Source organism: Enterobacter nematophilus, assembly GCF_026344075.1.
GTDB classification, from domain to species: Bacteria; Pseudomonadota; Gammaproteobacteria; order Enterobacterales; family Enterobacteriaceae; genus Enterobacter; species Enterobacter nematophilus.
Window position 1 is genome coordinate 1 of record NZ_JAPKNE010000010.1, and the last position, 16284, is coordinate 16284.

Consider the following 16284-nt stretch of genomic DNA (forward strand, 5'->3'; position numbering starts at 1 on the left):
CTTATACCTTTTTACGCACAGACTTATCCACAATCTCATCGGGATCCCGGTGCGATCCTGCGAACTGAAACGGAAGATCATCTATACTAGCGGCAAATATTCTTCTCCGCAGAGCCCCCTCATGAATACACAACGCCTGCGCCGCGACTGGCATCTCCCTGGAGCCGGGTTAATGTTGCTGGCAATCCTCTTCGCAGGATTTACCCTGCATACGCACTGGAACACCTTTATCCAGTGGTGTCTTGCTACGCAAATTACCCTGCACCGTTATCTGGTGATGTATCTGCTGCAGCTTAATAACCACCAGTACAGCGGCGGATTATGGCTCTTAACAGGCGCTTTCCTCTATGGCGTCCTTCACGCCATCGGGCCGGGTCATGGGAAATTCATAATGACGACCTATCTGACCACCAATAAGGAGAGCGAGCTGGCCGCCCGTGTGGTCCCCTTCATTGGCAGCCTGATGCAGGGCGTCAGCGCCATTCTGTTCGTCTTTATACTGGCGGTGGGGTTTAACCTCGCCTCTGGGGATATCAGTACCAGCCGCTGGTACGTTGAGAAGATAAGCGCCGTGCTGATTGGCGCGTTTGGTGCTTTCATCATTTACCAGGCGCTGAAGAGCCTGCGTTCGCAGCGAATGTCGATCTCAGCTATTAAGCCGCTTCATCAGCATGATGAACGCTGCGGCTGTGGTCATCACGGCGTGGGCGCAGATCTGACACAAGGAGACTGGAAAACGCGTCTGGGCGTCATTCTGGCAATTGGCGCACGCCCGTGCAGCGGTGCGATCATGATTCTGATGTTTTCGAACGCGCTGGGCATTGTCACCTGGGGAATGGCGGCCGTTATGACCATGTCTTTAGGAACGGCACTCTCTATTATGGGGCTATCACTGGCGGTTCGTTATGCCCGTGAACGCACGGTGGCATGGTTCGGGGGAAATAGCTCGTTCAGGTGGCTGGTGCCGGCCGTTAAAATTGCCGGAGGGATCGTCCTGATCCTGTTCGCGACCGTCCTGTTCCTGACGGTCATCCCCATTAGCGCCAACGGCGACTACATCGCCGCCGGATGCTAATAAAAGAAAACCCGCCGTTGGCGGGTTTTTTATTACTCGTTAATCCGTGGATGTTGATCAACAAGACGGGAGCGTTTCTTCTGCAGCTCTTCAATCTCTGCGTCGATATCCTCAATCTTCTGCTCAACGTTATCGTAGTGCTCGCGCAGGATCTCTTTCGCTTCCTGAATATCGGATGCCGCAGGCGTCGCCCCTTTCAGAGGACGGTTCGCCGTCTCCTTCATGGTCAGGCCGGTCGCCAGACCGACTACCGCGATAACCATCAGATAGTAGGCTGGCATCATCAGGTTCTGCGTGCTTTCCACCAGAGAGGCGGCAAGCGTAGGCGTCAGGCCGGCAATCAGAACGGAGATATTGAACGCCGCCGCCAGCGCACTATAACGAATGTGCGTCGGGAACATCGCAGGTAATGTAGACGCCATCACCCCGATAAAGCAGTTCAGGATCACCGCCAGCATCAGCAGACCCGCGAAAATCAGACCCAGCACGTTACTGTTGATCAGAATAAAGGCCGGGATCGCCAGCGCAAACAGCGCCACGCTCCCAAGGATGATAAACGGTCGACGGCCAAAGCGGTCGCTAAGCAGCCCCATCATTGGCTGCACAAACAGCATACCCACCATGATGGCGATAATAATCAGCACGCCGTGATCTTCCGAGTAGTGCAGGTTATGCGACAGATAGCTCGGCATGTAGGTCAGCAGCATGTAATAAGTGACGTTAGTGGAAATCACCAGACCAATACAGGTCAGCAGGCTGCGCCAGTGCTTCGTCGCGATCTCTTTAAAGGAGACTTTTGGACCATCCTGCAGCCCTTCGCGGTCGCCCTGCTCCAGTTTCTCAACGTGCTGCTGGAACGCAGGCGTCTCTTCCAGCGCGTGACGCAGGTAAAGACCGATGATACCCAGCGGAAGCGCGATAAAGAACGGGATACGCCAGCCCCAGTCGAGGAAGTTCTCCTCACCGACCACGGTTGAAATCAGGACCACGACGCCTGCGCCCATCACAAACCCGGCAATCGAACCGAAGTCCAGCCAGCTGCCCATGAAGCCGCGCTTACGGTCAGGGGAATACTCCGCGACGAAGATCGACGCCCCGGTATACTCACCCCCGACGGAGAAGCCCTGCGCCATCTTACAGAGCAACAGCAGAATAGGTGCCCAGATGCCGATCGTGGCATAGGACGGGATTAGGCCGATACAGAACGTACTGATCGACATAATGACAATGGTGATAGCGAGTATTTTCTGGCGACCGTATTTGTCACCGAGCATACCGAAGAACAGACCACCCAGCGGGCGAATGAGGAAGGGAACGGAGAACGTACCCAGTGCGGCAATCATCTGCAGGCTGGGGTCAGCCCCGGGGAAGAACACTTTACCTAACGCGTAGGCGACAAAGCCATAGACACCAAAATCGAACCATTCCATCGCATTACCAAGCGAGGCTGCGGTAATGGCTTTACGCAGTTTTGCGTCATCAATAATGGTGACGTCGCGCAGCGTGATGGGTTTAACTTTTTTCCTTCTCAGCATAGCTATCCTCGTTGACTCGGCCCTGTCTGTTTCACAGTCCTGTTTACGTGCTGTGAACCATGGGATCCGCTCCATGCGAATCGCCTTATTCAAGCGTAGCAGGTTTACTTACATTGACGTTTTCCGTCGATACAACCGAACCTGTTGACGCCTGTCTGGGCAGTTAATGACCTTTTTACCCTACCAGCGTTTATATTTGTGATCAACTTCACATATATATTTATGCTGCGTAAAGTGAAGACAGTATTTGTCAACTTCCGCAAATAAGACCTTCCTCAAGCCGTCCCCGGATGAAGATTTCAGTCAAAAGCTTTTTCTTTTTAATCACGGAATAAAAAGCCATTTTTTTACAAGGGATTTACATAAATCTAAGCCTGCCAGAACGCGTCGTAAAGTTTACATTCAATATGTGATGCAGATAACTAAAACACCGTTTTATTTTCATTGAATCATTATTCCAGTGATCGCATGATAATTCCCGAAACACAGCGCCGAGTGCTTTCTGACAAGAGAAAACGAGAGCGCTTGCTGAAAATGAGTTGCGGGGTTATCAAATACAAACCATCAAAAAACCCTTCATCAAATTGAATTTATTGATTTTTTATTTACACCTGCCGCTCGCCACGAGTGGTAAAAATTGTGAGGGTTGTATATGAAGATTAAAGCCACGATAGAACGCATACCGGGTGGTATGATGCTGGTGCCGCTGGTACTCGGTGCCATTCTGAATACATTAGCGCCTGATACCGGGGCTTATTTTGGTGGTTTCACAAAGGGGATGATTACGGGTACCGTTCCCATCCTGGCGGTCTGGTTCTTTTGTATCGGCGCATCGATAAATTTACGCGCTACGGGTACCGTATTACGCAAATCCGGAACGCTGGTGATAACCAAAATAGCGGTTGCCTGGGTTGTCGCAATGATATGCGCGATGTTCATTCCGGAAAATGGAATTCAGACCGGTTTCTTCGCCGGGCTATCCGTCCTGGCGATTGTCTCGGCGATGGATATGACCAACGGCGGGCTGTATGCCAGCCTGATGAACCAGTACGGAACGAAAGAGGAGTCAGGCGCATTTGTTTTGATGTCTCTGGAGTCCGGCCCGCTCATGACGATGCTGATCCTGGGCTCCGCTGGCCTTGCCTCTTTTGAACCGCATCACTTTGTCGGGGCGATCCTGCCGTTCCTGATCGGTTTTGCCCTGGGGAATCTGGATCACGATCTGCGTGATTTCTTCAGCAAAGCCACGCCGGTGCTGATCCCGTTCTTTGGCTTTGCGCTGGGCAACACCATCAACCTGAACGTGATCCTTGATACGGGACTGCTGGGGATTGTGCTGGGTGTCGCGGTTATCATCATCACCGGTATTCCGCTGATTATTGCCGACCGCGTGATCGGCGGAGGAAACGGCACGGCGGGCGTCGCCGCCTCTTCAGCCGCAGGCGCTGCCGTCGCAAACCCGGTCATTATCGCCCAGATCAACCCGGCCTTCGAACCGGTGGCCGCTTCCGCGACGGCACTGGTTGCCGCCAGCGTGATTGTCACCGCGATTCTGGTGCCCATCATCACGGCGCTGTACGCAAAACGCTACGGAAATGCACCCAAGCAGGAATTAGAACGGGAAGCGGTAGAACTTCATCATTAACACACCGCACCAGTCTATCCCCTCTCCCCTATGGGGAGAGGGTCAGGGTGAGGGGTATTCAACCAAAAATCTCTTCCACCATCGCATCCACCAGCCGTTTTGCCGAACACAGCCTCGGCATACCCAGCGCGACGGTCTGCCAGTTTTGCGTCACTGACCAGCTCACCGGGTGTAGATCCGCCTGACACCAGTCGCCCAGCCAGCCCAGCATGTCTTTATGATCGATTAAACCCGCCGAAGCGGGTGTGGTCAGCCATTGATGATAAAAATGGCGCGTCGTGGGGGACGCATTGATGCCCTGCGCCAGGTAGTTGGCGGCCATGCTGCGTAAATTATCCTTGAGCATTGCCGACACATCGTTGTTCGCCAGACGACATGCATCGCCGAATGCTCCCCAGCGCAGCTCTTCCAGAACAATGAAGCAGCGACCGGCCAACGACCAGCCATCATAGTGACCGGCTCGCCAGCGGGTGAAAATTTGTTCACTGTGCTCGCCTGCCTGTACCGTCAGCCCACGCTGGGTCAGCGCCTTTTCTTTATAGGCGGCACGTTGGGTAAAATGAGAAGAGAGCTCCGCATACTGTTCAAGCAGGCCGGGAGATGGCTGAGCGCGCAGGTGAGCCGGCTGGCGCAGTGCAATCAGCTTATCGGCCATCAGCGTCAGCGCGAGATGGCCCGGATCCAGCATGCCTGCAAGCTTTTCCGCCAGCCCCAGGCGCAGGGCCGCGTTCTCATTAAGCATTCCCGCCATCGCCCAGGGCCGCAGCCGGGTATGCGTCATGATCTCCTGAGTCAAACGTTCACGAAACTGCAGCTGCTGCGGCCCCAGACGGGGATGGCGCGCCGCATCCACGCCCTGCACAAGATCGACCATAAACTTGGGATGAATACACTCCAGCGTCCGCCCGGGACCGTCCAGTAGCTGTGTTGTCATGGTTGCTCTGCTGCGAATAGAGTTTGAATGTCATCGCGTAACAGTCGGGTATCTTCCTGAATCCACGTCGCAGTCGTAATGCTTTGCTTCAACAGCTGGCTGAGCGCTCGGGTTGAATGCTCATTTTGTTGACGCACTGCGAGGCTATCACGCAAGCTTTCCTGTAACCCGGTCAGGCATAACGAAAATTCTGCAAAGAACGTCGCCATTCCGGCCGTAACAGAGACATCGACCTGCGCGGACAAAGCTTTACGTATTTGTTCACAAAACTGATCAATATGTTGCTTAAATTTGTCATGCAGCTGCGCAATGTCGATTACATAGCGCGTGCGCGTGACCACATAATCATCCCAGCCCCAGCCCGGATTATTGAGCCAACGCGAAACGGTTTCACGCATACTGCTCCCGGAGGAAGGCTGACCTGCCGGCCGGTTATCCTGCGCAATGGCATCGTTAAACAGTGCCCGCGTATTGAAGTTAAGCTGGTTAGCCTGAAAAGCCGGGAAGCTGATCCGCGCCCGGAAGCCGGCATGGCTCAGGTGCTCTTTAATACGCGTTTCAATAGGGCGCATAGCTTCATTCAGCGAGCGCGCCAGCGTAGATTCCAGCTGATCGAAGCGTAACGCCAGCTCCCGGGCGATTTTTGCCTGCGCATCCAGCATGATAAGTTCACAGGAGGAGCGAATTTTACTCAGGACGATCTGCGCCTGACCTTCATCATCCAGAACCAGCGGTTCCCGCTCTTGCGGTTCATCACTGCGGCGATTCAGCCGCTCAATGCCTGCCAGATCAAGAATATTTTGAGTGCTGAACACCTGGCCCACTGCCTGATGAAGCGCCGTTTTTTCGGCCTCCATAAAGTCCGCGGTCGCGTTCAGCGCCTGCTCAACTTCATGTTTCACCTCATCGCTCACCGCGCTCTGGCGCGTCTGCAGCAGCGCCATATCTTCTTCAAGACGCGCGATGTTCAGCTTCAGCGCCTCAAAGGCCACCGTCAGCCCCTGATAGCGGAAGTCGAGATACTCCCGGGCATTTTGCGCGTAGTTGAGCAGCTTATGCGAGGCCGAGCGCAGCGCGAATAGCGAGGCATTGGCATAGGCGGCGTAAATCAGCTTGCGTATCGGCTGTTCAAACAGCGAATCCTCCCAGAGCAAATCGGCTGCGTGACGGATATGGTCTATATCGTCCAGGTCCGCCGTACGCCAGCGGCGTCCGAGGGCGGCTTCGGCAAAATCCTGCACCCAGGGTTGCTCCTGATGATCCGGCAGGCGTCCGCGGACATTCATCTCGTAGCGGGCGCGGTTTGCCAGATACGCCCACATAGAGGAAACAGGGTAGATCTGGCCAGGCGAAATATTGCCTTTCATTAAGGTACCGGAGATCATCGCCCTGACCTGCTCTTCATCGTCGCTATTGCGATCCTTCTGGTCGAATTTATTCACCAGCGCATACAGAGGCACTGATTTCCCCGCAACCGAAATAGCCTGGCGGACCTCTTCATCAGAAATAGATTTAAGCTGGGTATAATCCATCACCGCCAGCACCGCCGACGCGCGGGCTAATTGTTCGCTAAGCATTTTTTGCAGATGCGGTTGTCCGGCCTCATTGGGGCCGGGGGTATCGAGCAGCGTCAGCTGGCCGAGGTGGGCATCGAGACCCGCAAGATGCACGAACTCCACTTCAATCACCGGAATATGTTCGATGGCCGCGTATTCCGAGAACGGAAACGCCACGCCCAGCGCCTGGGAGAGCCTCACAAGGTCATTGAGACTTTTCAGGCAATGAAATATTGGCTGCGCACCCAGATAATGCTTTTCAAAGGCCTCGCCTTTCTCAATGCGTTCAAGCAGCGTATTCATGTCCTTATCAATTTCCAGATGCAGAGCCAGCTTGCCGCGATCGTAATCGCCAAGCTTTTTCTGCAGCAGGTGAATCAAATCATCAATAGGAGAGACGTGCGAGAAGTGGAGCACCGGCTCTTTCTGGCCTGGCGTATGACGGATAAGCGTAGGAAGCGCCGTCATTGGGCGGTTGCGGTTCGGCAAGACTTCGGTACCCACAATGGCATTAATGGTGGTCGATTTCCCCGCTTTCATCGTGCCAACGATAGCCAGAACCATTTCCAGACGTGTTATTTTGCGTAATTCATTATTCAGCGTTGCCTGCTGTGCTTCGACGCCTCGCGCACTAAAATGCAAAGGCAGAACGTTGTTCTTTTCACCCGTAATAGCGGCCGTCGTGTTCTCCAGCATCGCTGTCGGCATTGATTTCAGGGTATCAAGATTTTGCAGGGCGAGCTGTAACAAACGTTCAGCTTCCTGACTTAATTCAAAAATGGTCTGTGTGTGCATGATAAAAGCCTTTCCTTAACGCAAATTTATTACTTTTATTAAGCCACTTGTATTAATTATGATGTTCAGGCTTATATGATCACGTGTGGAAAACATGTTCACCGAAATATAACTGATTGAAGATAATCAGAAATAAATGGCTATCCCTGCATGGCGTGTAAAGCTCTCCTCAAGGCCTGAAAGCCAAAAGATAAAAAGCCTGGCCCATTTTAAGAAGCTTCAGGATATATCATCATTATTTACCCACCTAAAAAGAGAGGGATAGGCCGCCGCCATAAGAAATGTATGGCAGTAAAGATCGAAGATAAATAACAATGTGTTGCTTCACCTTATCCGAAATGAAGGTGCGTAGCAATTTGCCGCAATAAAATATTCGATATATTTAGCGACTTCTCTTTCCACCGTGTTAATGACGTTAGCATCGCTTAGTTGACTGACAGTAAGTGTCACTCACAACACATTTTCTGCGTTTTTTAAATTCACAATAGCACCGACAAAAGTGTGGATTTGCGTTATACTTGCCGCCTTTTTCGGCACCCTGCCGTCATTTAGCTGGCACTTTCCAGCGCGTTAACACTTTTTGAGGATACCGATATGCAACTCCCACACTGCCCAAAATGCAATTCTGAATACACCTACGAAGATAATGGCATGTTCATCTGCCCGGAATGTGCACACGAATGGAATGATGCCGAGCCGGCGCAGGACGCTGATGCGCTGGTCGTCAAAGATGCGAACGGTAATCTGCTGGCGGATGGCGACAGCGTCACCGTGGTGAAAGATCTGAAGGTGAAAGGCAGCTCTTCTATGCTGAAGATCGGCACCAAAGTGAAGAATATCCGTCTGGTGGAAGGCGATCATAATATCGACTGCAAAATTGACGGCTTCGGTCCGATGAAGCTGAAATCCGAGTTCGTGAAAAAGAACTGATTTACCCGCCCGGTGGCGCTTCGCTTACCGGGCGTTCGGGAACTACACTTAACGGGCTTTTCTTACGTGAGGTAAAGATTATGCCGTTAAGTCCCTACATCTCTTTCGCCGGCAACTGTGCAGAGGCTACGGCCTTCTATCAGCAGGCCGTTGGCGCAGAACTCCTCTATAAAATCACCTTCGGCGAAATGCCAAAAAGCGATAACAGCGAAGAAGGCTGTCCGTCCGGCATGCAGTTTCCGGATTCGGCTATCGCTCACTCCAACGTTCGCATTGCGGGCAGCGATATCATGATGAGCGACGGGCTGCCGCCGGGCAGCAGCGCGCAGTACGCGGGCTTCACGCTGGTGCTCGACACGCAGGATGTGTCGGAAGGCAAACGCTGGTTCGACAACCTTGCCGACGGCGGCAATATCGAAATGGCCTGGCAGGAAACCTTCTGGGCGCACGGCTTCGGTAAGGTCACCGACAAATACGGCGTGCCGTGGATGATAAACGTCGTTAAGCAGCAGCACTAGTTTTCGGGCGGTGGGCGGTCTGCCTCCGCCTGTCATCAAACTCCCCTTAACTCTTCAAACTCCCGCAACCTGCACTTAACCCAAATGTCATATTGATGCGCCAGCATGAGGCCACATTTATCGTGAGGCCCAGCACATGCAAACCGTCATCCGCGTCGAGAAACTGAGCAAGACCTTCAATCACAACAAGGCGCTGCATGCCGTTGATCTGACCGTCCAGCAGGGCGAAATGGTGGCGCTTCTCGGGCCGTCTGGCTCGGGGAAATCCACCCTTTTACGTCACTTAAGCGGCCTCATTACCTGCGATAAAACGCCGGAAAGCCACGTCGAGCTGCTGGGCAACACCGTGCAGCGCGCGGGGCGTCTGGCGAGCGATATCCGAAAAAGCCGCGCCCGGACGGGCTACATCTTCCAGCAGTTCAACCTGGTGAACCGCCTGACGGTGCTGGAGAACGTGCTGATTGGCGCGCTTGGCAGCACCCCGTTCTGGCGCACCTGCCTGCGCTGGTTCTCCCCATCCCAGAAGCAGGAAGCCTTGCAGGCGCTAACCCGCGTCGGCATGGCGCACTTCGCCCACCAGCGCGTCTCCACCCTGTCCGGTGGACAACAGCAGCGCGTCGCCATCGCCCGCGCGCTGATGCAGAAAGCGCAAATCATTCTGGCCGACGAGCCCATCGCCTCACTGGACCCGGAATCGGCGCGCATCGTGATGGAAACCCTGCGCGACATCAACCAGAACGACGGCATTACCGTGGTGGTCACGCTGCATCAGGTGGATTACGCCCTGCGCTACTGCGAGCGCATCGTCGCCCTGCGTCAGGGGCATGTGTTCTTTGATGGCGCAAGCCACCAGTTTGATAACGAACGTTTTGATCATCTCTACCGCAGCGTAAACCGCGTCGAAGAACGCGCGCAGGCTGCATAACGTCCCCATAACGAGGAATGGAAATGAACTACAAAGCCGTTGCCGCGCTGGCCTTTACCAGCATGTTCAGCATCAGCACCCTGTTAAGCCCGGCGTATGCGGAAGAGCAGGAAAAAGCGCTGAATTTCGGCATTATTTCGACGGAATCACAGCAAAACCTGAAGCCGCAGTGGGAACCGTTCCTGAAAGATATGGAAACCAAACTGGGGATCAAAGTGAACGCCTTCTTCGCCCCGGACTACGCGGGCATCATTCAGGGGATGCGCTTCAACAAAGTGGACATCGCCTGGTACGGTAACCTTTCCGCTATGGAAGCGGTGGACCGCGCCAACGGCCAGGTCTTTGCCCAGACCGTTGCGGCAGATGGCTCCCCGGGCTACTGGAGCGTGCTGATCGTCAACAAAGACAGCCCGATCAACACCCTCAACGACATGATCGCCAAACGCAAAGAGCTGACCTTTGGTAACGGCGATCCAAACTCCACCTCCGGCTTCCTCGTCCCTGGCTACTACGTCTTCGCGAAAAACAACATCTCCGCCAGCGACTTCAAGCGCACGGTGAACGCCGGGCACGAAACCAATGCGCTGGCCGTGGCGAACAAGCAGGTGGACGTTGCCACCAACAACACCGAAAACCTCGACAAGCTGAAGACCTCCGCGCCGGACAAGCTGAAAGAGCTGAAGGTCATCTGGAAATCGCCGCTGATCCCCGGCGACCCAATCGTCTGGCGCAAAAACCTCTCCGAAAGCACCAAGGACAAGGTCTACGACTTCTTTATGAACTACGGCAAAACGCCGGAAGAGAAAGCGGTTCTGGAACGTCTGGGCTGGGCACCGTTCCGCGCGTCCAGCGACCTGCAGCTGGTCCCGATTCGCCAGCTGGCGCTGTTCAAGCAGATGCAGGCCGTGAAGGACAACAAAGGGCTCAAGGAAGAGGAGAAGACCAGCAAAGTGTCTGAAATCCAGGCGCAGCTGGAAGACCTCGACCGCCTGACCGCCGCGCTCGGCGCGATGACCAGCGTGAATAAAGCGGTGCAGTAACACTTTTCTCCCTCTCCCTGTGGGAGAGGGTCGGGGTGAGGGCATCAGCGCGCACATTTCCCCCTCACCCTAACCCTCTCCCTCAAGGGAGAGGGGACTAAACCCAAAGGAGTCAACATGCAAACCATCACACTCCCGCCGCCAAAGCGCAGCTGGTTCTCGCTCATAAGCTGGGCCATCCTGCTCGCGGTGCTGGTTATCTCCTGGAAAGGCGCAGAGATGGATCCGCTGCTGCTCTTTAAAGATTCCGGCAACATGGCCACCTTCGCCGCCGACTTCTTCCCGCCGGATTTCAGCCAGTGGTCGGATTATCTCAGCGAGATGGCCATTACCCTGCAAATCGCCGTCTGGGGCACCGCCCTTGCCGTCGTTCTCTCCATTCCGTTTGGCCTGATGAGCGCCGAAAACATCGTGCCGTGGTGGGTTTACCAGCCGATGCGTCGCCTGATGGACGCCTGCCGCGCCATCAACGAAATGGTGTTCGCCATGCTGTTCGTGGTGGCCGTCGGCCTGGGTCCGTTCGCGGGTGTGATGGCGCTGTTCATCCACACCACCGGCGTGCTCTCCAAGCTGCTCTCGGAGGCGGTCGAAGCCATCGAGCCCGGCCCGGTGGAAGGCATCCGCGCAACGGGCGCCAACAAAATCGAAGAGATCCTCTACGGCGTACTGCCGCAGGTGATGCCGCTGCTCATCTCCTACTCCCTGTACCGCTTTGAGTCCAACGTCCGCTCCGCCACCGTGGTCGGCATGGTGGGCGCAGGCGGGATTGGCGTCACCCTGTGGGAAGCGATTCGCGGTTTCCAGTTCCAGCAAACCTGCGCCCTGATGGTGCTCATCATCGTCACCGTCAGCCTGCTGGATTTCCTCTCTCAACGTTTGCGTAAGCACTTCATCTGAGAAGCGAGGCTTTGATTTGTATGCACTTATCCAGACATCCGACCAGTTACCCCACCCGCTGGCAAGAGATTGCGGCGAAGCTCGAAGTGGAGCTGCGCACGCACTACCGCTGCGGTGACTACCTGCCCGCCGAGCAGCAGCTTGCCGACCGCTACGAGGTGAACCGCCATACGCTACGCCGCGCCATTGACCAGTTGGTCGAGCGCGGCTGGGTCCAGCGCCGTCAGGGCGTCGGCGTGCTGGTGCTGATGCGCCCGTTCGACTACCCGCTTAACGCCCAGGCGCGCTTTAGCCAGAACCTGCTGGATCAGGGCAGCCACCCGACCAGCGAAAAGCTGCTCTCGGTCCTGCGCCCGGCCTCCAGCCACGTGGCGGACGCGCTGGGGATTCAGGAGGGCGATAACGTCATTCACCTGCGCACGTTACGCCGGGTCAACGGCGTTGCGGTGTGCCAGATTGACCACTACTTCGCGGACCTGGCCCTCTGGCCAGTGCTGCAAAACTTTGCCAGCGGTTCCCTGCACGACTTTCTTCAGGACGCCACGGGCATCGCCCTCAAGCGCACCCAGACGCGCATCAGCGCCCGCCGCGCGCAGGCGAAAGAGAGCAAAGTGCTCGAAATTCCCAACATGGCCCCGCTGCTCTGCGTGCGTACCCTTAACCACCGTGACGGTGAGATCAACGCGACGGAATACTCCGTCAGCCTGACCCGCGCCGACATGATTGAATTCACCATGGAGCACTGAATGCACGTCGACACCTCCACCCGACAGCGCTGGATGCGCGTGCTGGCCCACAGCCAGCCTGCCGCCCTGCGTGAGCGCATGAACGCACTGGGCCTGACGCCTGACTACGACACTATCCGCGCACCGGAAATCGGTCTGGTACAAATTCAGGCCCGGATGGGCGGCACCGGCGAGCGCTTTTTCGCGGGCGACGCCACCCTCACCCGCGCGGCTATCCGCCTGAACAGCGGCACGCTGGGCTACAGCTACGTGCTGGGTCGCGATAAAGCGCACGCCGAGCGCTGCGCGGTAATCGACGCCCTTTTGCAGGAACCACCGCATTTCCAGACGTTAATGGAAACCCTTATTGCCCCGCTGGAAGCCGACCGCGCCGCACGCATTGCCGCACGTCAGGCCGAAGTGAACACCAGCCGGGTCGACTTCTTTACGCTCGTTCGCGGAGATAACGCATGACGCTTCAACCTGCTTTTACCCTGGCCGTCCAGGATGCCCAACAAAGTTTTCGTCGCCTGCTGAAGGCCATGAGCGAGCCGGGCGTGATTGTCTCCCTGCACCAGCTCTCGCAGGGCTGGCTGCCGCTGAACCTCGCCTCCACCAGCGTGCTGCTGACGCTGGCCGACAACGACACCCCGGTATGGCTGTCAGGCGCCCTGTCGAACGATATTGCCAGCCAGAACCTGCGTTTCCACACCAGCGCTCCGCTGGTCGAACAGCCGCAGCAGGCGGTGTTTGCCGTGGCCGACGAACAGATTAGCCACGAGCAGCTTAACGCCCTGAGCGAAGGCACTGCCGTCGCCCCGGAGACCAGCGCCACGCTAATTTTGCAGGTCTCCAGCCTGAGCGGCGGCCGCATGCTGCGCCTGACGGGCGCAGGCATCGCCGACGAGCGCATGGTCGCGCCGCAGCTGCCGGAGTGCATCATTCACGAGCTGACCGAACGCCCGCACCCGTTCCCGCTGGGCATTGACCTGATCCTGACCTGCGGCGAGCGCCTGCTGGCGATCCCGCGAACCACCCACGTGGAGGTGTGCTGATGTACGTTGCCGTCAAAGGGGGCGAAAAGGCCATCGCCGCCGCCCATGCCTTGCAGGAGCACAGACGCCGGGGCGATGAACAGCTTCCCGAGCTGAGCGTCGCCCAGATTGAGCAGCAGCTTAACCTCGCGGTTGACCGCGTGATGACCGAGGGCGGCGTTGCCGACCGCGAGCTTGCAGCGCTGGCGCTGAAGCAGGCCAGCGGCGACAACGTGGAAGCCATCTTTCTGCTGCGCGCCTGGCGCACTACCGTTCCCCGTCTGGCGGTCAGCGAGCCGGTGAACACGGCGGAGATGCGCCTGGAGCGCCGCATTTCTGCCGTTTATAAAGATATTCCCGGCGGCCAGCTGCTTGGCCCTACCTACGATTACACCCATCGCCTGCTGGACTTCACCCTGCTGGCGAACGGCGAAGCCCCAGCGCTCGGCACTTCAGACGCCGAACAAGAACCGTCTCCGCACGTCTTTAGCCTGCTGGCAAACCAGGGGCTGGCGAAGGCGGAAGAGGACACGGGAGCCACGCCGGACGACGTCACCCGCACGCCGCCGGTTTACCCGTGCTCGCGCTCGTCCCGCCTGCAGCAGCTGATGCGCGGCGACGAAGGCTATCTGCTGGCGCTGGCCTACTCCACCCAGCGCGGCTACGGGCGCAACCACCCGTTCGCGGCAGAGATCCGCAGCGGCTATATCGACGTTGAAATCGTGCCGGAAGAGCTGGGTTTTGCGGTGAACGTCGGCGAACTGCTGATGACCGAGTGCGAAATGGTCAACGGCTTCGTCGCGCCGGAGAATGAAGACCCGCATTTTACCCGCGGCTACGGGCTGGTGTTTGGCCTCGGCGAGCGCAAGGCGATGGCGATGGCGCTGGTTGACCGCGCACTGCAGGCGCCGGAGTACGGCGAGCACATTGCCGGCCCGGCGCAGGACGAAGAGTTCGTGCTGGCCCACGCGGATAACGTCGAGGCCGCAGGCTTTGTCTCGCACCTCAAGCTGCCGCACTACGTCGATTTCCAGGCCGAACTGGAACTGCTGAAACGCCTGCAACGGGAGCGCGCCAATGGCTAACTTAAGCGGCTACAACTTTGCCTATCTGGACGAGCAAACCAAACGCATGATCCGCCGCGCTATCTTAAAAGCGGTGGCTATTCCGGGCTATCAGGTGCCGTTCGGCGGGCGCGAAATGCCGATGCCCTACGGCTGGGGCACGGGCGGCATCCAGCTGACCGCCAGCGTGATCGGCGAAGCGGACGTGCTGAAGGTCATCGACCAGGGCGCGGACGACACCACCAACGCCGTGTCGATCCGCAACTTCTTTAAGCGCGTAACGGGCGTCAATACCACCGAAAAAACGGAAGACGCGACGCTGATCCAGACCCGCCACCGCATCCCGGAAACCCCGCTGACGGAAGATCAGATTCTGATTTTCCAGGTGCCGATCCCGGAGCCGCTGCGCTTTATCGAGCCGCGCGAAACCGAGACCCGCACCATGCACGCGCTGGAAGAGTACGGGATCATGCAGGTCAAACTGTATGAAGATATCGCCCGCTTCGGCCATATCGCCACCACCTACGCCTATCCGGTGAAGGTCAACGGGCGCTACGTGATGGACCCGTCGCCAATCCCTAAATTCGACAACCCGAAGATGGACATGATGCCTGCCCTGCAGCTCTTTGGTGCCGGACGTGAAAAACGCATCTACGCCGTGCCACCCTACACCCGCGTCGAAAGCCTGGATTTCGACGATCACCCGTTTACGGTGCAGGAGTGGGACGAGCCGTGCGCCATCTGCGGCTCCAGACACAGCTATCTGGATGAAGTGGTGCTGGACGACACGGGCAAACGGATGTTTGTCTGCTCCGACACCGATTACTGCCGCCAACAGAGCGAGGCGAACGAACAATGAAACCGCTGCTTTCGGTTAATAACCTGACCCATCTTTATGCACCGGGAAAAGGCTTCAGCGACGTGTCGTTCGAGCTGTGGCCGGGCGAAGTGCTGGGAATTGTCGGCGAGTCCGGCTCCGGCAAAACTACCCTGCTGAAGTCCATCTCCGCGCGCCTGACGCCGCAACACGGCGAGATCCTGTATCAGGGACGCTCCCTCTACGGCATAAGCGAGGCCGAGCGTCGCCGCCTGCTGCGCACCGAGTGGGGCGTGGTGCATCAGCATCCAATGGACGGCCTGCGCCGCCAGGTGTCGGCGGGAGGCAATATCGGCGAACGGCTGATGGCCACCGGCGCGCGGCACTACGGCAACATTCGCGCCACGGCGCAGCACTGGCTGGAGGAGGTGGAAATCCCCGCCTCGCGCATCGACGACCTGCCGACCACCTTTTCCGGCGGCATGCAGCAGCGTCTGCAGATTGCCCGCAACCTGGTCACCCATCCGAAGCTGGTCTTTATGGATGAACCCACCGGCGGGCTGGACGTCTCCGTGCAGGCCCGCCTGCTCGACCTGCTGCGCGGCCTGGTGGTAGAGCTGAACCTCGCCGTGGTAATTGTCACCCACGATTTAGGCGTCGCGCGCCTGCTGGCGGACCGCCTGCTGGTGATGAAGCAGGGTCAGGTGGTGGAAAGTGGGTTAACCGACCGCGTGCTCGACGACCCGCATCATCCGTACACCCAACTGCTGGTGTCCTCGGTATTACAGAATTAA

At 57.0% G+C, this 16284-nt stretch carries 16 protein-coding genes; 13 read left to right on the forward strand and 3 right to left on the reverse strand.

Features of this window, described 5'->3' with window-relative positions; genetic code table 11:
- Window positions 1-121 precede the first annotated feature (121 nt).
- A complete protein-coding gene (locus OSH03_RS19355) occupies window positions 122-1075 on the forward strand; it encodes a nickel/cobalt transporter (protein WP_266179854.1) in 954 nt (317 codons plus the stop codon).
- A 32-nt stretch (window positions 1076-1107) separates the two neighbouring features.
- Here OSH03_RS19355 and proP read toward each other — a convergent pair whose 3' ends face one another.
- A complete protein-coding gene (gene proP / locus OSH03_RS19360) occupies window positions 1108-2610 on the reverse strand; it encodes a glycine betaine/L-proline transporter ProP (protein WP_061099509.1) in 1503 nt (500 codons plus the stop codon).
- Window positions 2611-3262: 652 nt separating this feature from the next.
- On the opposite strand from proP, the gene kdgT reads away from it, so the two are divergent.
- Complete coding sequence (gene kdgT / locus OSH03_RS19365) at window positions 3263-4255, forward strand: 2-keto-3-deoxygluconate transporter (RefSeq protein ID WP_061099511.1); 993 nt, start codon at window positions 3263-3265, stop codon at window positions 4253-4255.
- Window positions 4256-4313: 58 nt separating this feature from the next.
- Here the strand turns inward: kdgT and OSH03_RS19370 are convergent, their stop codons facing one another.
- Together OSH03_RS19370 and crfC are read right to left on the reverse strand one after the other, a co-directional pair.
- A complete protein-coding gene (locus OSH03_RS19370) occupies window positions 4314-5189 on the reverse strand; it encodes a diguanylate cyclase regulator RdcB family protein (RefSeq protein WP_061099512.1) in 876 nt (291 codons plus the stop codon).
- Window positions 5186-7540: a clamp-binding protein CrfC gene (gene crfC, locus OSH03_RS19375; protein WP_266179855.1), complete on the reverse strand. Its 2355-nt coding sequence runs from the start codon at window positions 7538-7540 to the stop codon at window positions 5186-5188. Before crfC ends, OSH03_RS19370 begins: the two co-directional genes overlap by 4 nt.
- A gap of 594 nt (window positions 7541-8134) precedes the next feature.
- Here crfC and OSH03_RS19380 point away from each other — a divergent pair.
- The 11 genes from OSH03_RS19380 (at window position 8135) to phnK (ending at window position 16284) form a co-directional block, all read left to right on the forward strand.
- On the forward strand, window positions 8135-8470 hold the full coding sequence (locus tag OSH03_RS19380) for a zinc ribbon domain-containing protein YjdM (RefSeq protein ID WP_028015217.1): 336 nt from the start codon (window positions 8135-8137) through the stop codon (window positions 8468-8470).
- A gap of 80 nt (window positions 8471-8550) precedes the next feature.
- Window positions 8551-8988 (forward strand): VOC family metalloprotein YjdN, encoded by a 438-nt coding sequence (gene yjdN / locus OSH03_RS19385; protein ID WP_116343881.1) that lies wholly within the window; start codon window positions 8551-8553, stop codon window positions 8986-8988.
- A gap of 136 nt (window positions 8989-9124) precedes the next feature.
- The gene (gene phnC, locus OSH03_RS19390; protein WP_061099515.1) at window positions 9125-9913 is read left to right on the forward strand and encodes a phosphonate ABC transporter ATP-binding protein; all 789 of its coding nucleotides are present in this window, start codon (window positions 9125-9127) and stop codon (window positions 9911-9913) included.
- A gap of 23 nt (window positions 9914-9936) precedes the next feature.
- Entirely contained in the window at window positions 9937-10953 is a 1017-nt protein-coding gene (phnD, locus tag OSH03_RS19395) for a phosphonate ABC transporter substrate-binding protein (protein WP_266179856.1), read from the forward strand.
- 117 nt (window positions 10954-11070) lie between these two features.
- Window positions 11071-11850 (forward strand): phosphonate ABC transporter, permease protein PhnE, encoded by a 780-nt coding sequence (gene phnE, locus OSH03_RS19400; RefSeq protein ID WP_266179857.1) that lies wholly within the window; start codon window positions 11071-11073, stop codon window positions 11848-11850.
- Window positions 11851-11870: 20 nt separating this feature from the next.
- Window positions 11871-12596, forward strand: coding sequence for a phosphonate metabolism transcriptional regulator PhnF (gene phnF / locus OSH03_RS19405; RefSeq protein WP_061099518.1), 726 nt, complete (start codon window positions 11871-11873; stop codon window positions 12594-12596).
- Complete coding sequence (gene phnG, locus OSH03_RS19410; RefSeq protein WP_061099519.1) at window positions 12597-13049, forward strand: phosphonate C-P lyase system protein PhnG; 453 nt, start codon at window positions 12597-12599, stop codon at window positions 13047-13049.
- Window positions 13046-13630, forward strand: a complete 585-nt coding sequence (phnH, locus tag OSH03_RS19415; protein WP_151412720.1) for a phosphonate C-P lyase system protein PhnH — start codon at window positions 13046-13048, stop codon at window positions 13628-13630. The genes phnG and phnH overlap by 4 nt, the downstream gene beginning before the upstream one ends.
- Window positions 13630-14694 (forward strand): carbon-phosphorus lyase complex subunit, encoded by a 1065-nt coding sequence (locus OSH03_RS19420; RefSeq protein ID WP_061099521.1) that lies wholly within the window; start codon window positions 13630-13632, stop codon window positions 14692-14694. The genes phnH and OSH03_RS19420 overlap by 1 nt, the downstream gene beginning before the upstream one ends.
- Window positions 14687-15532 (forward strand): alpha-D-ribose 1-methylphosphonate 5-phosphate C-P-lyase PhnJ, encoded by an 846-nt coding sequence (gene phnJ / locus OSH03_RS19425; RefSeq protein WP_266179858.1) that lies wholly within the window; start codon window positions 14687-14689, stop codon window positions 15530-15532. Before OSH03_RS19420 ends, phnJ begins: the two co-directional genes overlap by 8 nt.
- A complete protein-coding gene (phnK, locus tag OSH03_RS19430) occupies window positions 15529-16284 on the forward strand; it encodes a phosphonate C-P lyase system protein PhnK (protein WP_048958899.1) in 756 nt (251 codons plus the stop codon). The genes phnJ and phnK overlap by 4 nt, the downstream gene beginning before the upstream one ends.

Excerpts from the sequence above, each read along its gene's own strand:
- OSH03_RS19355 (WP_266179854.1), top strand. The coding sequence starts at position 122 with ATGAATACACAACGCCTGCGCCGCGACTGGCATCTCCCTGGAGCCGGG.
- proP (WP_061099509.1), bottom strand. The coding sequence starts at position 2,610 with ATGCTGAGAAGGAAAAAAGTTAAACCCATCACGCTGCGCGACGTCACC.
- kdgT (WP_061099511.1), top strand. The coding sequence starts at position 3,263 with ATGAAGATTAAAGCCACGATAGAACGCATACCGGGTGGTATGATGCTG.
- OSH03_RS19370 (WP_061099512.1), bottom strand. The coding sequence starts at position 5,189 with ATGACAACACAGCTACTGGACGGTCCCGGGCGGACGCTGGAGTGTATT.
- crfC (WP_266179855.1), bottom strand. The coding sequence starts at position 7,540 with ATGCACACACAGACCATTTTTGAATTAAGTCAGGAAGCTGAACGTTTG.
- OSH03_RS19380 (WP_028015217.1), top strand. The coding sequence starts at position 8,135 with ATGCAACTCCCACACTGCCCAAAATGCAATTCTGAATACACCTACGAA.
- yjdN (WP_116343881.1), top strand. The coding sequence starts at position 8,551 with ATGCCGTTAAGTCCCTACATCTCTTTCGCCGGCAACTGTGCAGAGGCT.
- phnC (WP_061099515.1), top strand. The coding sequence starts at position 9,125 with ATGCAAACCGTCATCCGCGTCGAGAAACTGAGCAAGACCTTCAATCAC.
- phnD (WP_266179856.1), top strand. The coding sequence starts at position 9,937 with ATGAACTACAAAGCCGTTGCCGCGCTGGCCTTTACCAGCATGTTCAGC.
- phnE (WP_266179857.1), top strand. The coding sequence starts at position 11,071 with ATGCAAACCATCACACTCCCGCCGCCAAAGCGCAGCTGGTTCTCGCTC.
- phnF (WP_061099518.1), top strand. The coding sequence starts at position 11,871 with ATGCACTTATCCAGACATCCGACCAGTTACCCCACCCGCTGGCAAGAG.
- phnG (WP_061099519.1), top strand. The coding sequence starts at position 12,597 with ATGCACGTCGACACCTCCACCCGACAGCGCTGGATGCGCGTGCTGGCC.
- phnH (WP_151412720.1), top strand. The coding sequence starts at position 13,046 with ATGACGCTTCAACCTGCTTTTACCCTGGCCGTCCAGGATGCCCAACAA.
- OSH03_RS19420 (WP_061099521.1), top strand. The coding sequence starts at position 13,630 with ATGTACGTTGCCGTCAAAGGGGGCGAAAAGGCCATCGCCGCCGCCCAT.
- phnJ (WP_266179858.1), top strand. The coding sequence starts at position 14,687 with ATGGCTAACTTAAGCGGCTACAACTTTGCCTATCTGGACGAGCAAACC.
- phnK (WP_048958899.1), top strand. The coding sequence starts at position 15,529 with ATGAAACCGCTGCTTTCGGTTAATAACCTGACCCATCTTTATGCACCG.